Annotated in this window: 13 protein-coding genes; 7 read left to right on the top strand and 6 right to left on the bottom strand. The window is 34.8% G+C overall.

What is annotated here, in order from left to right:
- The first annotated feature begins 2 nt into the window (after positions 1–2).
- A complete protein-coding gene (locus B9A18_RS18475) occupies positions 3–1,064 on the top strand; it encodes an HNH endonuclease domain-containing protein (protein WP_084291030.1) in 1,062 nt (353 codons plus the stop codon).
- Between the two features lie 31 nt (positions 1,065–1,095).
- On the opposite strand, the gene B9A18_RS18470 is transcribed toward B9A18_RS18475, so the two are convergent.
- From B9A18_RS18470 to B9A18_RS18450, 5 genes are all read right to left on the bottom strand, one after another.
- Positions 1,096–2,952, bottom strand: a complete 1,857-nt coding sequence (locus B9A18_RS18470) for a DUF2075 domain-containing protein (protein ID WP_084291029.1) — start codon at positions 2,950–2,952, stop codon at positions 1,096–1,098.
- A 14-nt stretch (positions 2,953–2,966) separates the two neighbouring features.
- Positions 2,967–3,296, bottom strand: coding sequence for a nucleotide pyrophosphohydrolase (locus tag B9A18_RS18465; RefSeq protein WP_084291028.1), 330 nt, complete (start codon positions 3,294–3,296; stop codon positions 2,967–2,969).
- A gap of 201 nt (positions 3,297–3,497) precedes the next feature.
- Positions 3,498–4,430, bottom strand: coding sequence for a hypothetical protein (locus B9A18_RS25315; RefSeq protein ID WP_200816394.1), 933 nt, complete (start codon positions 4,428–4,430; stop codon positions 3,498–3,500).
- An 11-nt stretch (positions 4,431–4,441) separates the two neighbouring features.
- Positions 4,442–13,597 carry a hypothetical protein gene (locus B9A18_RS18455; protein ID WP_084291027.1) on the bottom strand — a complete coding sequence of 3,052 codons (9,156 nt, stop codon included), beginning with the start codon at positions 13,595–13,597 and terminating at the stop codon, positions 4,442–4,444.
- A complete protein-coding gene (locus tag B9A18_RS18450; RefSeq protein ID WP_084291026.1) occupies positions 13,594–15,036 on the bottom strand; it encodes a hypothetical protein in 1,443 nt (480 codons plus the stop codon). Before B9A18_RS18450 ends, B9A18_RS18455 begins: the two co-directional genes overlap by 4 nt.
- Positions 15,037–15,235: 199 nt before the next feature.
- Between B9A18_RS18450 and B9A18_RS18445 the strand changes: the two genes are divergently transcribed.
- Positions 15,236–16,000 (top strand): response regulator transcription factor, encoded by a 765-nt coding sequence (locus tag B9A18_RS18445; protein ID WP_084291025.1) that lies wholly within the window; start codon positions 15,236–15,238, stop codon positions 15,998–16,000.
- Here the strand turns inward: B9A18_RS18445 and B9A18_RS25560 are convergent.
- On the bottom strand, positions 15,997–16,125 hold the full coding sequence (locus B9A18_RS25560; RefSeq protein ID WP_262497675.1) for a hypothetical protein: 129 nt from the start codon (positions 16,123–16,125) through the stop codon (positions 15,997–15,999). The two genes, B9A18_RS18445 and B9A18_RS25560, sit on opposite strands and share 4 nt — an antisense overlap.
- A gap of 80 nt (positions 16,126–16,205) precedes the next feature.
- Between B9A18_RS25560 and B9A18_RS18440 the strand changes: the two genes are divergently transcribed.
- From B9A18_RS18440 to B9A18_RS18420, 5 genes are all read left to right on the top strand, one after another.
- Entirely contained in the window at positions 16,206–16,958 is a 753-nt protein-coding gene (locus B9A18_RS18440) for an SDR family oxidoreductase (RefSeq protein WP_084291024.1), read from the top strand.
- Positions 16,958–17,239, top strand: a complete 282-nt coding sequence (locus B9A18_RS18435; protein WP_084291023.1) for a 2OG-Fe(II) oxygenase — start codon at positions 16,958–16,960, stop codon at positions 17,237–17,239. Before B9A18_RS18440 ends, B9A18_RS18435 begins: the two co-directional genes overlap by 1 nt.
- Before the next feature lie 193 nt (positions 17,240–17,432).
- Positions 17,433–18,344 carry a hypothetical protein gene (locus B9A18_RS18430; RefSeq protein ID WP_084291022.1) on the top strand — a complete coding sequence of 304 codons (912 nt, stop codon included), beginning with the start codon at positions 17,433–17,435 and terminating at the stop codon, positions 18,342–18,344.
- A gap of 269 nt (positions 18,345–18,613) precedes the next feature.
- Positions 18,614–19,372, top strand: coding sequence for a hypothetical protein (locus B9A18_RS18425; protein WP_084291021.1), 759 nt, complete (start codon positions 18,614–18,616; stop codon positions 19,370–19,372).
- A 244-nt stretch (positions 19,373–19,616) separates the two neighbouring features.
- Positions 19,617–20,261 carry a DUF1016 N-terminal domain-containing protein gene (locus B9A18_RS18420; RefSeq protein ID WP_084291020.1) on the top strand — a complete coding sequence of 215 codons (645 nt, stop codon included), beginning with the start codon at positions 19,617–19,619 and terminating at the stop codon, positions 20,259–20,261.
- The last annotated feature ends 112 nt before the right edge of the window (positions 20,262–20,373 follow it).

Raw genomic sequence — 20,373 nt, 5'->3', positions numbered from 1 at the left:
TCATGTTTCCTCCTCAACCTTCTACCAACTCATTACCGATAATAATAGCTGCCTGCTTCAAAAGTAAATCAGCTACTTATAAATACTACTGGTTCATAGCTCTACTGGAAGAATTGGAGAATGGCAATCTTCTTATTAATAAAACGGATCTTTTTGCTAGTATGATCGCCAATGCATGGTATACTATTAACTATTTTAAACTTAGTTACGGTAAGCAGGATAAACTAAAAGTGAGAATTCAGGAGATTATTATAGCTGAAAAACTTCATATTGACGAAAAGAAGTCTAACATATTGGCTGTTCTCAAAGGCACAAAGAACAAAAGCACATTAAAGAGTCTCCGTTACTTTGATGGAGAAGTGCCCTATAGATTCCTAAGCCCGTGGTTTAATGATATAAAAGGAGATAAAAAAGAAATCTATCTGCTATCCCAATCCTTTCATAACAACTGCTTGTATTCAGTAAATGAACAAATGGTGGTGGTTAATCCAGACTGGGTACCCTACTTAATTCAAAACAGCGGTATTTTAAAACAATTCTGTTATTGGAACTTAAGTCTATACTTACAGAAGCACAATCCCAATGTCCCGGATGTTCCGAACAAGCTTTTTAAAGCACCTAGTAGAAATGGTTTAAATAAGCAGCGTAAAGAGTTTTGGGATATTGTGATTAAACACAATGGTCCAATTGAATGTGTTTATACCAATCGCCTCTTAGACATTGGTGATTATGCCGTTGAACACTTTATACCTCATGCCTTTGTTTCACATGACTTGGTATGGAATCTAATACCTGCGGATAAGAGTTTCAATAGTAGTAAGTGCGACAAGCTTCCTAATTTAGAGATATATTTTGAAGGTTATTTTAAGTTGCAATTACTTGCAGCACAAACTATACTTGAGATACATCCTAATAGCAAGTTCCTGGAGGATTATTTAACTTTTATCCCCGATCTAGATATGATCCGAGGAATGGATATTGAGGGGCTGAAAGAGCTGTTCAGAAACAACATCCAGCCTTTGGTTACCATTGCAGCTAATAATGGGTTTGAGTTTATGAAATAAAGGATATTGCGATTTTAAATACAGTTTATTTTTATTGGACAACATTTTTGAAATATGCTGCCGTTTCTAGATCCGTACAATAAACATAACAGCCCTTCATCCCTCTCGTCATCAACGTTCGGTAAGTATTCTTGATAATGGAATCCAACAAAGGTTTTGCGTACTCTGGATTTTCCTTCATTAATTTTTTATACCCTCGAATTGAAGAGTCATTCTTCGAACGCTTATCGGGATTGGTAATCAAAACTCCAGCCCTAACAACTAAATCATCACCAATAATAACACCTATGTAATCAACCTCCAAGCCCTGGCAAGTATGAATACAACCCACTTCATTAACAGAATTAGGATTAACAATCCACAGACTCCCATCAACAACTAAATTCCATTTCATTCCAAAATCATATTCCGGAATAACAACGTCATTAACCTTAGGATTCTTTTTACTATTCCAGTCCCAACAATAGCCAGCCACCATCCTCGACTTATTATTAGCATTATTCTTTTCTACAATAGCTTTTCTAAGTTCCTCAGGGGAGTCAAATACTTTGAAATCATAATTTATGGCTTTTAATGATTCATTAGCCGTAGACCTAATCTTCAGGATATTATCTAACCAGGCTATGTAGCCATCAGAACCACCGCAGCGAAACTGTGAGCTAAGCTCCATTTCAACCACAGGTGCAGAAACAAGATTAGCCCATTTCTGTATTTCGGCTAGAGAGCCTATGTCTTTGATGTGCACTCGTTGATCTTCATCTAAGAAGAAGACCGTACACTGGGTTGCATCAACAAGCTCTTTAATCTGGTTGACACCTAAATTTCCATACAACCCCGATTTTTCGTTTAAACGATGTGCTTCGTCCACTATAAGGACATCAAATAGGTTAGGTTTAGCCTCTACATAAGCACCTGAACCACCAAAAAGATTAGAGATAACTGTCTTTTTTACAGAACCGGTTAGCTTGTTTTCATACACAGCTCTGGGCGCTGCATTCTTTGAAACATACTTAGCTAATAAGCCTCTATTAGTGAGTTCTACAAGTAGATTTACAGCTACCACGGACTTGCCTGTTCCTGGCCCTCCTTTTACAACCAATATTTGTTTTTGATTGATATTGGCTTTCGTTGACAACTGCAGAGCCGTTTCGTAAACAACCTTCTGATCATCAATCATGATAAATTCAGGTTGGCCATTCAGCAAAGAAACCATGCTATCGGCAAGCATTTTTGATGGCTTGATTCGACCTTGATCAATTCTGTACATGATTTTTTTATCATCACCATATTTTACAAATTGCTTAATGAATTCACGTAGCTTTATAGCCTCACCTTTAAGAAATACAGGTGCCTTTTGAATATGATCGTAATAATGTCGATTGGTGATTACACCATCAGCCACATAATTATGCAAATAAGCACATGGTCTAAGCTGTATATCGTCCTTATTAACTGTCTCATTAAAATTCTCTAATAATGCAGCATAACTCCATGCTTGGTACGAAGGATGTGTGCATTCCCTTACTCTACCACCAACAAATGAATTTACCACCGCATCTTTTGCTGATATGCTTGCTTCAGACCACTGCTTCAGCTCAATAATAACTGCATAATCTTTGTCGTCCTCACCTCTGCCTGTAAGTATGAAGTCAATTCTATTTGCTGTTTGAGGGATCTGAAATTCAATAGATATACCACAGTTATCAGGGATATCTTTATCATTAAGAACTCTATCCATATACTGCATGGAATTCTTCCATGAATTCACCTCACTGCCAGAAGTCTTTCTGTTTAAATTCTGCTGAAAGAAACCATGTATTTTGGTTTCAATATGGTCATTAAGCACATCTTCACTAAAGTCTGCCTTTGTTGCCTGATATACTATCATTTATGTTGAGTACGTTAAAGTTCGTTATACTTTGTTGCTGTTCCTTTTGCTTTATCAACAGGGTATTTTTCAGCGTTCTTTCCAATTTTTTCCAGTAAGATTTGCTTGACATCAAAACCGTATTTTTCGGCTAAAAGAAAGGCATAGGCCAATACATCAGCAAGTTCTTCCTTCACTTTTTCAGGCTTGGCCTCTTCATGACTTTTCCAAAGGAATGCCTCCAACAACTCCCCTGCTTCGATATTTAATGCGACAGCCAGATCTTTAGGATTATGGAATTGCTCCCAGTCTCTCTCGTTTCTGAATTCTATAAGTTTTGCTGTGATTTCTTCAATATCCTTCATACGGCACACAATAAATTAGAGCTAATGCTTAAAATAGCGTTTAAGGTGCTGAAATTATGGAATAATATCTAAAATATTGGATTAAAGGGAAGAAATGAGATAAAGAAGTAAAAGATTCATAATCTATGGTTGATGATTAGTGGCCTATCATGGCCCCGCATCTTGGTCAAATATGCGCGACGATATAAAACAAAAAACTACTTAAACAATTCTTGCGCTATAAACAACATTATCCCGATCATCTTTATCCCAGGCATAGTTCAATGTAGTATTTTTACGTCCTACACCACCTAAAGTTCCCCAATAAGCTGTAGGATACTTATTGTGGGCTAAACCACCACTTACAACAACTACAACATGTCCGTTATTACGTGGAGGGGTATGATTCGCAGATTTTAAGCCCGCCACAACAAGCCAACCTTTGTCGGCCTTATTTTTTGCGTCTACTCCATCTTTTAGAATCGTCCACCCATCAGTTTGGATTTGGTCAACAATATCATCGGCCTTACCTGTTAACGTAACATTGAATGTTTTAGTCACAGCTTTAACAAAACCACTGCAATCAGATTTGAATGTTTCAAAATTCAAATCACATTCATCAATTATCTGCTGAGCCTTAGCATTTAAGAAAAATGGCTTAGGAAGCGGCGGGATAGGTTTTCCTAATATCAACCGCTCTAACAAGGGTACTACAAGTGCTGTAAATAATATTAAAATAATTGAGGCAACTGCAGAGTTATAAGCGCACTGCTTTAGACAATCAAGTTGAGGTTTTAAGCATCCACACAACAAGGATCTGAACAATACATCACCAATGGCATACAACCAAACTAGAAAGGATATAGTTGCAATACTAGCATGGAATGCCGCCCGTTTTTTTCCACTTGGAGGTTGTACAACATTAGGATTGTCAATTACTGCTAAATATGTCCAAATGGGTGTAATAAGAACGATCACAATTAAAATAATAATATAGGCATAGATATTTTTTTCATCGGGAAGTTGAGTTCCATTACCTGGATTTAATATACCTATTATTGCTGTATAGACAGCTATTATTTCACCCGGTATATACTTAATGAGTTTAGCTAAATAACTATCATTATCATTGATTGTAGGACGTAGTGTTGGCATAATTTATTAGATTAAATTTTATAAATATTGTCTGCATAAAAAACTGGAAGATTATTAGGTTCATCCTTATCACTAGAATTATTTGAAAGTGTCAACGAAAAGGAAGTAAAACCATTTTCAGTATCGTATCCATCAAATAATTCATCTGTTTCCGAAGGTTTTGTATCTGCATTACATTCAATTTGACAAACAGGGATTGTAGGCAATACTTTCACTTTGGCGGGAAAATCATTCCCAGCAGTATTTATTAAATACTTTGCTGTAGCTTTAAATGGCAATGATGCAGGTATAGATTTAAAAACAAAATCCCTAAAGCTGTTTCTTTCCTTTGATAGTTTAATTGGATCATAATATTGTATCTGAGGTGTGGTCCAGGAAATTGGAGAAACTGTTTCTGTTCTATAGTGGAAATTTCGATTTATCACATTTTCATTTCTCCCAATATATATTTCTGGCTTTACGGATACAATATCATGCCCGTCAAGAAAGAGATTAGCCCCTCTAAAGACTAAATTCTTGATTGAGCATACCAGCTTCTCATCAGGCCCCTTCTGTGTAATAATCTTGAAAACCTCATTATTCTCTAACACCTTCCATATATCTACGCCAGTATTCTCTAATATAAAACTGTACGAATTTTGATCTTCGATTAGAGCCTCCTTTTTCAAATTCTTAAGATTCAATTCTAATTGGAGTGCCAATACAAACCTATTAATCCATTTCCCTTTTTCAATTTCATCTTGTTGAGAGAGTTGACCATCAATAATCTTTGCGGACCAATAAGCAATAAAAGCTTCAAAATTTCGATGTTCTTCAAGCTCAAGGAATTCCTGTTTTAATTGCCTGGTAATAATTTTAATATATATTCTATCGTTTGGCTTGTATTGATCTTTGATTCCTAACAAATAATCCCATTTCCCTAGATCAGTAGACCATGTTTTCCGATCTACTTTTTCATCAAGAGTCCAGCTGTTTTTCTCTATTATAGGTTTTTGAGGATATTCACGGATAATAGCTGGAAAATCTGTTACCTCATATACCTTCTCCGATATAAACGGCGTTAAGAGTTGGATCCAACTTGATCTTTGTATTTCTTCATTCTTATCGGAAATATTATGTTCGATGTAAGTAACTTGAGGTTTAAGTTTGAAAGAATAATTCTGCTGATCTAAATCTCTCTGTTCTTTATCATTATCCTTATAATCAAAAAGCACAGTCCATTCAGGCTTTATGTTTCCGCTAAAATCCAACTTCGACGAAATCATTGAAAGTCTCTCTGATGCATTACCCGCTGCTTTATCCTCAAGAGAGATGGTTAACCGATGCCCCTTCAGTGCATCGCTTGCTAAAATTTGTTTTGTAATGATTCCATCATAATTATAGAAGCTACCCAGTTTTTCAGAAATGAGGTTTTTAAACTCTACTACCTGTTTTGATGTTCCTTCTTCCTGTATAGATTCAATTTTACTCATTAATTCACCGTCAATTGCAGCAAGTTTCTTTTTAGCCCCAATTAAGTCATTTAATATTTTTGGGATTAATAGTTTAAAGTTTTTCGGTTCAAGCAGTTCATCAATTGTGGTCAAAATAACCCTAAGCCCACTATCAAGGTCTACATTCGAAAAACTTGCGCTTAACTTTTCGCCGTCAATTGCCCTTTCATAATTTCCAGAGTACAATTTATTACTGTACGGCTTTACACCAAAGAAGTCATTCTTTCCTCCAAAATCCTTAGGTTCTGGAAACACAGCTTCCAATAAAGTCTTATCGATCAGATAAATCACCTTTCCACTATTTCCATCAGTTCCAGCTCCAAGTTGATATTTAGATTGTGCTTTACAAAGTGTTTTCTCAAGAGCCGAAATCTGACTCTTATCAAACAGCGCTTTTGTTTCAGTCCTGTGAATTAACTCTGTATCGATAATAATACTTCCTTCCTCCACAGGGCTTTCAAATAGTGATGGATCCGCCTCTCGTATAAAATTAATTGAGGGATTTATCATTGTTTTAAAACCATCAGAAGGAATGGTAAATTGAACAGGTTTCATTGTCACCTTTGTATCCTGACCTTCAATTAGCTGTATGGCTCCCTTTAACAGTGCGATCAAATCATTTTTAGAAATCTCAGTCTTTCCGTAAGAAATAAACAGATGAGAACGATGATCAATAAGTTGGGATATAATGGAATAAAGCTGTTCTTTTATAGACTGCGACCCCAATTTTTCATAACCGTCCTTACAAATCTCAAATTTCAGTTCCCACTCAAATGGATTAAGTGTTTTTTTGTCTCTAACATTTACACTGTATTTGATCATTGGCCATGAACTTATCGGAATCAGCTTATCGAAATACTTATGCGTATGCTCCTTTGCGGCAAATAGCTTATCAATAGCCCGAAAACCATAAACATCCCTTAATCCAAAACCTAAGGAAAATTTTTCGCCAATAGAACTATACCTATTGGTATTCTCTTCATTATTAACTATTTGCAATGGCGTTATATGCCTATAATAAATTGCGGGATCTTCATGATTAATATTGTTTACAGGCATTAACGGAAGTATATCGCTTTTTTGTAATAACGTCTTACCATTCGTTGATAATTCAAATTCTAACGGCAAGAATAACTTATGTTCATCTTTTAAAATTTCCCTTCTGATATTAAAGCCTACACAATGAGCAGGAATTGTAGCATAATATTCTCGCAATATGGCACCGTTAACCCTGACCTGATCAAGTAACAATGAGATCCTGTTATTATCCAATTCGTCAAAAAGATTAGAAGAGTACTCAGGAGTACCCACATCCTGATTATTCACTTTAATATAATTGCAGAATTCTTTTTGTTGTTGGCTATTATACTCAACCGATAATATAACAGATGACTGATTATCAAATTGAATTCCTTCAGGAAACACTAAAAAATATCCTCCATTATTAGTCGTAAGTCCTTCCCATACTAGATTTGTAAACAATACTTTATTTCCTGTAGACAACGCATAGAATTCTGTTTGTTCTTCAATATTAGCTACTATTATCTTTTCGAGTATTATAGGTGGACAAGTCCTTGGACTCATATTTGTCTTGACAACTGTGATACCTTTTCCTCCAGGATCGCAGTCGACCAAATTAGTGGAATCACCATCTTTTGATTTTAATTTCTTATACAGTTTTAACTCAAAATTAGTATTTGCCGACTCACTTATCTCATTCATTAGGTCCAAATCATCTGCAAATACATTACTTATTTCTACAACTGTACTCGAATATTGTTTGATCATTATTTCTACATTTGCACAAGCTGTATAAAGAAGATTTCTATTCTCTGTACTTTTTTTATCACCAGAGGAATTTTCTTGTGGCATCTCCCATTTCAGTAGGTAAGAGTAATTCCCTTCCATTCTTAGCTTTATTAAACGCTGAGGCATTTCAAAGAAACGAACACTCTCCCCTCCTTTTGTTTTACTGTTCATAAGAGCCACTGTAAAATCTACAAACTTATAGGGTTTTGAGAATATTCCAGTGGTAGCATCGGTCTTAAATTCTGACTTCACATCATTCCAGCTTACATTCTGAATCCTTCGAGCATTTGTAACAAACTCATTTAGTCCATTAGAATCATTGAATATCTCTTCTTTTAAGGAAAAAGGAGAATCTCCATCATGAATAAACTCTATCTTAACCGCATTAAAATCAGGTGTTCCATCTAAGATTATTTCATCAGTCTGTTCTAGTAGCTTAAAATATGGAACAGAAGCTTTTTGCGGATCCAGAACATCAGGAAGTCTCAAACCATTACTGTAGAAATAATTCAGCTGAGAAATAATAGTATCTAATACATCAATTGGGTTGATCATTACTGTCACTGACTCATTCTGAACACCACCGCCATCTTGCGGTTTCTCCCTTGAGAAAATAAACTCAAAATGATAATCACCAAATTCAGTACCTACCGAAGTATCAATGATCCTAACACTTGGTTCTGCTGCAAACTTCTTGTCCTCCTTCTCAACAGCATCTAGAAATTTAGAATAACATGCTTCAATTGTTAATAAACTAACTAGTTTAAAATAATCAGGTAAGAGCACATCTTCTCGTAAATCTTTAAGAAGGACATTATGGTTTTCTTTTCCGTCCTTCCTTCTAATAAACTGTGTTACATAGTTATCAAAATGCCTTTCAATTTCTATAATCCGGTCTTGAGAATATTTCTGATTGTAAACTATTCGTTTGTCAACTACATTTTTAAATAAGCCTTCAACCTTTATTTGGAAATTATCCCATTTCCTCGATCCATTTTTATCCCTCACTTCAATCTTTGAACTGATCGGAAAAGGTATAGGTCTAAATGGGCATTTAATTTGATCAGTTGTAGCATTGCAAGGATCATCATTAATTAATTTCTTGAACGATTCAAACTCATGATCTGTAAGACAATACAACTTTTTTAAAGCAATCACAGTGTCTGCATTTTCAAGATCGTCAAGACCAGTAACAAATAATGGTCGGAAATCTTCAAAATCGAATTGCACTTTACTCCCTTCCTCCCCACCGATAAAAATTTTCCTCAAGTCATCGTATGCAATAGAATCTTTTGCCAGTACCGCTTCAAAAATGGGTCTAATGATATTATCTTTTAATATATTATTCTTACTGTACTGCAACTTTTTATCTTTACCCTCACCTTTAAAATCAACACCAAAAAAGTTAATTGCGAAACTATGAATTAGGTAAGTTTTTTCAACCCCCTCTTCATTTGATTTAGTAATTGCCGGGATATACATTATTGGTAAAGATCCTAAACGAACTTTGACAGGACTTCCAAGAAGATCAATCATTCTTTGAGGCGTTACTGTTTTCTTGTCATCGCCACCTAAAACATATGAGAATCTTATAGTTGCAGAAAAAGAAAAATGAAGAACAATACAAATTTTCTTTCTAAAAATTCGGAAACAGCAAATTGTTACACTTACCCTTACCCGTACTTCGCCCTCAATGTATAAAGGAATTGGTTGCAAATCTCCTTGAATCAGAACTAAAAGCATTCCGAATTCCACACGAAGCATGATGTGAACTGCTGCCTTAATAATCTTAAAATCTACATATCCAATTATCTCAGCTATAGCGCCAACCCTACCTCGCAAAGCAAAATGATCTGGCATAAATTTGGACAGGCCATTTTTAGTTTTATCAAAAGCAAAAGCTCCTTCCAAAATACCATACACACTTAGTGAAGCTCCGGCATAAAAAGCTCCTTTATCTATATATGCGCCTATCCCCACACGAAAAGCAAAACCAGCCTGAATGATATTACAGTCGTTCAACTTTGGATATTTAACTAAATAATCTGCAAAAAGAGATAAAGAAGCAGTACGAAGCTTTGCAAGATAAAAACCTGCCCAGCCAACAAAAGGAGGTACTGAACGAATTTGTATAAGACAAGAACGCGACCAATCTCCACTAATTCTGGGAAACCCAACATCAACTTTCCAATCGCCGTTAGTGTATATTTCTAACCCGATATTTGGAAGGGTCAAAGATCCACTGCCAAATTCCTGATTTCGAACTTCTGGGGGAAGTAATATTTCTACTGAATATACACCAAGGTTGTCAGAAATTCTTTTGTAAAGAACATCAATAAAAAAATAGGGATTGTCTTCAGTCTCACCTTTTATTGCTACGTAGATTCCATAAAGCACTGGGTCATTAAAAATAAATTTTATATCAAATGGCCAGCTTTTAGGAATAATTGCTTCAGATGCAATCAACCAGTTGCGTTCTGGAGCATATAATAGCTCTTTGGGTTTTAACGAACAATCAGATATATCTTTGAGTTTTTTTGTAAAAGTACCTTTCACATCAGCTATTGCAGTTCTGGTGGAAGTTATGTCTACCTTCTTCAAATCAGGCCCCATTCTTTGTCCTAACCCAAGAATCAGCTCTCCAGTTTCCTGATCATCATAATTTATGAGCCAAGCGGTTTTGCTTCCAGGATTGGAAAAAATAATTCCACTAAACTTCTTCTTTTCTGGTGGAAGTTCAACTCCAAAAATGGTAAATCTGGCATTAACAAGTCTTAAATAAAAACCGTTACATTCATTTAAACCCACTGGGGTAAATTTACCATAAGAAACATCCTCAATATCCAGTTTTATTGCACCAAAAAGATCTAAATGAAGGCCGTCTGAACTTGGTCCATTCAACTTAAATCCTAATGCAAAGCCCCCTTTTAATGACCAACCAACCAGTAATTGACCTTTCAAAGCTTTTAACGCCTCTAAGTCACCCAATGTACCAAGATCGAAATCGAAAATAAAAGAGAAAAGATTAGGAGCTTCTAATTTGTTAACATCTAAATTAATATCTGGAAGATCAAATTTTAGTTTAAAAAAATCATTTTTCGGAAAATCTAAGTGAAAATTGCCTGGTACTCCTGTCAAATTCAATTTGAAATTCTGAAAATGGCTGAACCGTACCGGAAAACTACTTAAGAATCCAATTCCGTCAAAGTTAATCTTTGGAAGAACCAGCAATTTTGATAAATCGAATTTCAAGTCTGGAATACCCAGCGATTTCACGTCAAACTTTAGTCCTATATTTTGAAAATCCAGATCCTCAATTGAAATTATATCGGATAATTTCCAAGCATCTGTATTTGCTTTAGCATCAATATCAAATCTAAATTCATCGGAACCTTTTGAGTAATTAAAGCCAATCTTGCTTACATCTATGCTTTTTAAAATATTACCATCATCAAACTTGATAAGAAGATTCGATTTCACATTAAAACTAAATTCACCCTGTCCAGACCCGTCTTTTTGATAACTACCTTCAAGTCTTATCAAATTTGGCGTAAGGATCCCGTTGGCATTATCAGGATGAGTTAGTTTATAACTATCGATAGTTATATGGTTATCAAAAAGCTCAGGTATCTGAATAAATGCAAATGATTGAAAACTTCTAATTTCAGAATTTTCAAATCTTACTAATAGCTTAGTTAAAAGAAACCTACAATTTTTTATTTGATCTTTAGCTAAAGGAAAATGTTCAGAAACCCTTTCATAATCGCTGTCTTTTCCACGGATGCGTAAAAGATCATAATCTATTAACGCATAATATGAAGTAGATTGAATATCAATAGTACCATTACTGATAAATGTCTTATTTATAGGAAAGGCAACATATTCAAATTTAAGGCTAGTTTTAAAATTTAATTTTTCACCGCTTCTATTGGGGGCCAAATTTTCTCCAAGATTCTGAGAAGACATTAATCCTTTAAATATCCCTGGTACATGATCACTTTTTATGGGAACTTTTAAGATCAGTACACCATTCCAATTCGCATCTCTCAGAATTTTTTGATCAATGTATTCGTAATCTCTATTCTTGCCCTTATCGAATTTTGTTTCAAACTCTTTAAAGATGTCAAAAATCTCTTCCCTTATAACTTCAAGGTTAAAAGGATCTTTATATACATTAAAATTTGACCATTTTGTACTTCCATTTTTCTGTATAAAATCATAGACACTTAACTTGCTAAATTTAAAGATCAAAATTTTCTCATTATTCTTATCATTCTTGAAATCCTGTAGGTCCACTGTAAAATCAATTATCCCAAATAGTATATCCAATTCTACTTCAGAAATTGATTTCATCATTGATGGAGTAAGCACAAAGAAGACATCTTCTTTAGAAATAGACAGATGAAAATCAGAATTGATATCAGCTCTTCTTATTTGAAAACGAGCCTCGATACTGCTAGCTTTACCATCATTTTTCTTTCCTCTATTTTTTGATTCCTTTATAAACTTTATACTACTCCCTTCACGTAAAAAACCCTGAGGTGTTACAAAAGCACCTTCAGTTCTTGATTTTACTTTATTACTCTCCCGCAAACGAATTTTTGTAAAAACCTCCTCTAAATCCTTCAACCCAGGATTATCCTTAAAACTAAGTGTGGGTATTATAGGAACTTTCTTTCCGCTAAGATGCCCTAGATGAATAGGAACATAGTTAGTTTCTATTTTATCACTTACGATATCTTCAATATTTTTTTTATTTAGAAATAATGGCGACCTCTCTGAATCGCTACTGTAAGGATGATCATTTAGAGAAACTAGAGAGGTAATTGAATTTTCCGATTCTTTAAGATCATCACGTCTATCGTTCACTTTTACATTTGGAGATTTAACAAAATCTATATACATCTTGCCCTCACCAATCTTTAGCGACTCTGTGCCACTATTTCCAAGAAGGAGAGTTTTAGCAGTATCGTCATTAAAAAGCGAATATCTGCCTGTGGGGATGAATCTAGTAGATTTATATAATTTGCCACCTTCACGATATTCAATATTGGAAAGACTAGCTTCAAATTTTCCTAGGATTTCGAAATTACGGCCTTTCTCATTAATAAAATTCGTTTTCAAATTTTCTGCTGAATAGGAAATATTTGATATGAATTTTGCTGAATTTGTAAAATTACTTTTCTGAAATGGAAAATAGTTAACCTCAATATCCTTTACGTGGTCATTAAACTCATCAATATTAAAATATTTGACATCATATATTTTTAATTCAGCATTTAAAAATGTCGAGACTGGTTGAATTTTGTTTTTTTTACTATCATCTTCAGAATCTTGTGCTTTAAAATTAAACGAACCTACATGCTGATCAAATCTAAGTCTGGCTTTCCTAAAGTGAATAAAATTCGCCTTTCCAAGAGCAATTAAGCTAAGATTTAAATTTCCATTTGAATTCAGTACTAACCCTTGTGTTACCTCATCGAAACTAATTACCGCTCTCTGTCCATTACTGTCAAACTTGAGATCTGAATTAATAGAAAAATTTGAAAAACTACAGACGAAATCTTTCGAAATATCAATCAAAGGTCTCCCATTGTAATCAAATTCATCTGTTAAGTCCTCAAACCAAATAATCGCCTTATGCGTTTCTACAAGAGATTTTAGCTTTTTTTGATCATTTTCAAATTGACCAGGTGAACAATCATCGTAAAGAAATAGAATAATAAAATTAGGGGAATTATGTTTAAACAATTCACTCATTTTTATCTTTTCACCGCTAAACTCCTTACTGATAAAAATCAGGTAATTTTTATTCAAAATGTCAACAAAGAATTGCGTTTTCTGATAGCGTAATAATTCAATCATAGCGTAGATTTTAAATGATCTCCTGGTAATAGCGTAAAATAGTTTTGCTTATATTTTATCTTGAACATCCGTCCATTATATTTCCTAAATATTTTCAAATCCCGATAAGCCAAACCATAGTTCAACAATACCGAACCAAGCTTTGTACCAACACTTATATAATTTATATTTCCATTAATATAGATGGGAAATATAGGGGTAATTACACTTCTACCCCCTTTTTGTTCATCCTCTTTAGTTCCAAATAAACCACCGCAACCAAATGTTGATTTAGTAACAGCCGAAGTTTTGGAAGGATAAGACAAAAGATTCTGAATAGTATCGGCAAGAATTAGATACGAATTCCCAATAAATAGATCGTCATCCTTATTAAGCTTTGCATTGGAAATACCTTCTGAACTATTTCCATTGTTTCGTTTCAGATAATTTTGAAACAAGCCAACATATTTTATACGATTTATAGAATTAGACATTTGCAGGTCGACAGATGATGCCTGAATATGGGTAGATATGTCAGTACTACGAATGGCATTATTTATAGGAAGAAAACCTACTTTGTTATTTTTCTCGATATCCAAGAATGAACTTTGCTTCAAATGCCCTTCAGAATCTCGATAAAAAAACAAAGTAGTTTGGCCCGTGAAATAATAATTGAACCTATCAAATTGATTGTTTTGATTTTTGGTATCGCCATAAAAATCTTGATGATCAATCTTCAATCCTATTGAAGGATTAAGTAGAACGAATGAACTCGAGTCTGTAATACAGGTTCCAAATTTAGAAAGCACCGCATATTCTGGCTTAGGTATATACTCAAAAACCTTTTCAACAATATTTTGACAAATGCCTTGCTCTGGCCAGAACTTTAAAGTGTCCTGAACTTTCGATAATCCGTTCAACAAACGGACACTAAGTCTCTCGAGGTATTTCAAATCCTTGCTGAGTGAATCAAGTAAAGATGTATAATCAAATTCAATAATAACATTCTGATCTTCGTTTGTTAAATATAACTTAGCTACAGAATCAATCTTAGTTACAGAGCTTCCAGCATGGAGTCTCTGAGACCTGCTATGTTTATAACATGCTTCTTCAATTCTTTCAACTGATTGCTGGTAATTATTACTAATTCCTTTAATTGTCACGGTGTGAAATCTAAACCTACTTCTAAAATTTACAATTTCCTTATTCCCAAATAAGCCTTCTCTTCCTAATTTCGCATGCGGTGGGAATTCAAAGTTTACAGTAAAACCATCTAATCTTAAGTGCTTAATTCGGTACTTGTTTTGCGAAAAACCTCGTTCGCCTAGCAAACAAAATAGTAATAGGATTATTACCTTTATTATATCTCTCGAATTCCTCAAGGCTTTGACGTTCCTTAAAAACGAAGACGTATTATTATAACCAAAATACTGTAACCATGGAAGAAATTTAAAATACATACTGAATAGATTAAATAAGAAGTTCATCAATCCTAAACATCCGCACCGACAATAAATCGAGAAAAAATTTTAACTAAAATCTAACTCACATGCAAGATCTAGATTATAGTTTTCTTTCACAATCCCTCAAAAGAGTGATAATCAACACTTTTATTACAATAAATATTCTTTATATTTAAATTATCTAATCAATTAGCGTATGGATTCACTATCTCATCTCACCCCCAGTGAACTTTATCGACTTGCTGGCTATTCAAGCAAATCACGTATTGGATCAAGCAACGCCTCTCAAAGAAACAATATTTCAGAAAATATTGTCCAAGATATCGGCTCGGCATATTGCTCAATCTTTAATTGGGCCACCATGCAATACACTTTTATTAGTGATTCGGTTAAAAATGTTTTAGGCTATAATATTGATGCTTTCTTTGAAAGGGGGTTAAATTTCACATTTAGCATAATTCATTCTATAGACATGCGGAAACTAAGAGAGGTCCATCTAGCCATCTTCTCCTATTATTACAAGACTGCCCCAACCCAGCGCTCAAGATTAAGATTTAGTTATAACCTTAGGATAAAAACAGCTAGCAATGACTACATACAGATCCTAAGGCAGAGTACTTTTATCGATTTTACTGATGACGGGAAGCCAACAATGGAATATATTTACAATACTAACATCACCGGATTCAAATTCAATAACTATATTAACTTGACTATTCATCAATTATCTGAATCAGGTGTTTATGTTCTTTGTCATGAACAAGAGTTCTCTGACTCCTATCCTAAACTATCTGAAAGAGAAAGACAAGTAGTCGAATTAGTCAGAAAAGGGCTTTTAACTAAGGAAATTGCTGACCAATTGAATCTAAGCATTGAAACAGTTAAAAGCCATAGAAAACACATTATTGCTAAAACCGGTGCTTGTAATATGACTGCAGCCATTAATATGATAAGAAATTAAAAATCCACATAACTAATTACAATACGTTTAATTACATCAATTACCATAGGTTTACGATCACCCAATTCATAACCAAGTTTCAGATCTGCACAGATTTTATATATATCTTCTTTAGGGATTGACATTTGGTATAAATGTAGCAAGCTTCGGGTTTTCTACAGTAGAAAAGCAGGCCATCTTTGCAATATAAATTTAAAACGAAGTAATGCAAAGATTTAAAAAGAAGTTTGCGCTGATAACAGGTGGAACAAATGGAATGGGTTTTGCCACAGCCCAACAGTTCATCAACGAAGGTGGTCGTGTAATCATCACAGGACGTAGCGCTGAAACGGTAACTAAGGCTTTGGCACAGCTTGGAGAAAATGCGTTCGGTATTGTGTCAAATGCAGGCAAGATGAATGATGTTTTTCTTTTGACGGAAAAAGTACGTCAATACACTTGTCACATTGATGTACTTTTCATAAATGCAGGTTATGGAAAATTTGCACCTATTGAATTTGCGGACGAAGCACATTTTGATGAGCTGTTTAATATGTTAGTAAAGGGAACTTTCTTTACCGTACAACAGATACTTCCCCTGATGTCTGATGGAAGTTCAATTATTTTGAATACCTCCATTGTTACAGAAATAGGGATGACAAATTTTTCTATTTATTCGGCAGCGAAGGCAGCCGTACAGTCATTCATTAAAACCTTCGCTGCAGAGTGTACGGAAAAAGGTATTCGCGTTAACGGCGTCAGTCCTGGCTATATTAAAACAAATGGATTTAACAACACCGGTTTAAGCCCTGAACAAATTGATGGTGCCATTCAAAGCATCATACCGACCATACCGTTTAAACGGTTTGGCAACCCATCGGAAATTGCCAATGCGGTATTGTTTCTTGCCTCTGGGGAAGCATCTTATATTCACGGAACGGAAATAACAGTTGACGCAGGAATTTCAATTATCAGATAATGAGTAAAGTATTAGAACAAATCGACTGGGATTTCATTACTGAAGAAATACACGAAAAGGGTTTTCCAATCATTTCAAAATTCTTATCGGACAAGCAGTGCAATGAACTGATACAAAGCTATGATCATCCACAGGCTTACAGAAAAACGGTAGCGATGGAATGCTACCGTTTTGGCCTGGGTGAATATAAATACTTCAACTACCCACTACCTGAAATTATACAGCAAATCAGAACAAATATTTACCCAGAGTTGGCCCCGATTGGCCAATGCATGGTTTAATGCATTGAAAATTGACAGGCAATTTCCATTACAACATGAAGAACTATTGCAGCAGACTTCGCCTCAGTTAAGCCGCCCCTTTGAGCGAAGCCTAAGTTAAGGAATGAATTGTCCGTGATGGTAACTTGATAATAAACACCAGTACCATATACTGTTTTAAATTATTAGTTTTGATACAACAGGCTATAAAAACATGAACCAAGTGCTCGTCTTCCTTACCAAAAAACATTTGTATCTAGGGATCATTAGATATCTGTTAGGTATAACTATGCTTCCTTATGCTTTAACAAAGATATTCAGAACCCAATTTGTTCTAACAGGATTTGCCTTAACACAATCACAAAGTTTGGAGTCGGTACCAGGAACTACACTTGCTTGGGCATTTTTGGGACAATCAGCATGGTTTCAGGTACTGTTAGGTTTCCTTGAATTGATACCCGCCATCTTGTTATTGTTTAGAAGGACAACTTTGTTGGGTGCAACGCTTATGTTACCAGTCACGCTTAATGTGTTTCTAATCAATTATGCACTGAATCTTTGGGTCGGAACTAAGGTTATTGCCAGCGCTTTACTTATATTGAATATTTTGGTACTGGTCTTTGAGTGGACTAAGATCAAGTCGCTCCTGATGGTGATAATAAATCGCGGGGTTCCATTCAAGCTTACTAAAATTGAAACTAGCATTAACATAGTTTTGATTGCTGTGGTGGGATACCTTGCATTAACGCCATTGATTGAATACAGAAATCAACGTAATGAGTTAACAGGAGATTGGCTAAACAAACAACCTGTAGAGTGGCTGTTGGAAAAGGAGGAAAGTGCGGATAGCACGCTTGCTAGTCGTGATCTTAAAGTATATTTTGGAGCATATGGCAAATACGATGAATCTGGTGCGTCAAGTTACATTCATGATGTTTCATACGCAGTTGATACGATAAAGCGCACCATTACACTCAAGTATGATGAAAGTAATGTAGTCAATTGCAAATATGAGATGCTCAGTGATAGCGAATTGAAGATCGATCGGATAGACTCATCTAAAAATACAGCGGTATCTCAATACTTTAGAAAGCGTATCATAAATGGCGACCACAATGATGAATAGCCACTCCATTCCGATAGATCACCGTTCCATTTAGCCGGGGATATCGGACGGCAGTAGGTTTCATGACTGCATTGTTTCAAGGACATATGTATACACGCATAAAAATCTATTTATTCATCTTTAACCTTCAAGCTCAAGCAGTGGAGCTCTTGTATCCCCCCTATCAAAATTCACCAGATCTTCTTCGTATTTTTGTATTATAACGAAATTAAAAACAAGGTTAGATGTGGCATTTACAATATCAAACCATTATTTGTTTACGTATAAACATGATCAAAAAAAGTCTATTATTGGGTTTAATTACCTTATTAGGTATCTGCAATTTAAGTGCACAAGTAGCTACTACAAATTCTTTTAGTGTTATAACTACTGCTGGTGAAGATTATCCTAGTCTTAAACTTGGTACTGATACAAATTTTACATATAGTAATGGAGCAAAGACCCTCTGGCTGTTGTCTAATGGTACATACAGCTTAGTAGTTACAGGATATGGAACCGTCGGAATTGGCGCTTGTAAAAGTAGCGGGAATTATAAAATAAAAGGCGATAGTCTATTCCTTCAAACAGTTCAATATTTTCAAAGACCTGTAACCATGGTTATCGATACTTTTAAGCAAAATAAGGAAGTCACATTATTAAGTATGAAAAATAAGAAAGTGTTAAAAAGAGAAGCAATTCGTTTTAACAAAGACAAAGCTTTTATTGAAGGTTTACCTGTGGGAGTACCCGATACATTTAATATAAAAAAAGCTTATAATGAGAAGGCGAAATACCCTTTTCATTGTTTTTTAGATATTTTAAGTGGAGATACAGTAGAACCTGATAAAAACTACACTTACTATTTACCATTTTCGGAAAGAGAAAAAATAGATATCAAATTTCACCAACCTCCTATTAAAATCAAGGAAGTCTACACTTTTGCATTTAAAATACAAAGTGATCGAATCGTATTTAACAATAAAAATGTCTCCTCTGATTCTATAGTGATGATGCTTAAGAACTTTAGGACATTAGAAAGTATCCAATAGATCATTTGTCCTTTTTAGGTATATGAGAAATTTGGAGGTTTGGTAGTCAAATCTGCGATTAACCGTAAATCAGACAGGAAATGGTTCGAGAAGCACCCAGTTGGGTCCACAAAACAAAAAGCCGTTTTTCCATATGGAGACGGCTTTTTTATGCCCAATATTGGTTTTCGATTCTAGAGCAATCTCCTATGTGGGTTTATTAAAGTTATTCTCTGTAATTTTGACTAGATGAAAATACTTCAACATGAGGGAACTACAAAAACCGAGTATTCTTTTTAAGCAAATTACTGAAATTGTAACTCATGCCAGGCAAAAGGCATATCAGAATAGCAATGCCATTTTATTACAGATGTATTGGCAAATTGGATACCTTATTGTTGAGGATGAACAGCAGGGTAATACTAAGGCCGTGTACGGGAAAGCTGTGTTAAAAAACTTAGCTCAACAGCTTACACTTGAATTTGGAAAAGGCTTTGATGAGAGTAATCTAAGAAATATCCGGCAATTTTATATTGCTTTTCCAATTCGTGACGCAGTGCGTCACGAATTGAGTTGGACTCATTATAGAATTATAAGCCGACTTGAAACAGAAAGTTTGAGAAATCAATATGTCATTCATGCAATTGAATCAGGATGGAATACACGTATGTTACAGCGTAATATAACATCGCAGTACATCGGACGTGTATTAGATACGAGTAAGCAAGAAACTCCAAGAGCTCAACAATTAATAAAAGATCCTTATATATTCGAATTTTTGGGTTTGCCAATAGATACCAAGACATCAGAGAAGTCTCACTTGCAATTGAACCTTGGCAAGATAGGTTTTGGGAGACTGAATGCAATTAAAAGCGTTTTCCATTGGCTATCAAAAAAGACCATATCCTGATCACGCAATTTGTAATGGAGGGTGTAAAATAAACTGTGTCAAAATAGTTAATTGTTAACTTAGAGACACAGTTTATAAAATGAGAAAAGATGAGCAGCTCGATTATGAGCAA

The sequence above is a fragment of the Pedobacter nyackensis genome (assembly GCF_900176505.1).
GTDB lineage: Bacteria > Bacteroidota > Bacteroidia > Sphingobacteriales > Sphingobacteriaceae > Pedobacter > Pedobacter nyackensis.
This window is presented reverse-complemented; position numbering and strand designations above follow the sequence as displayed.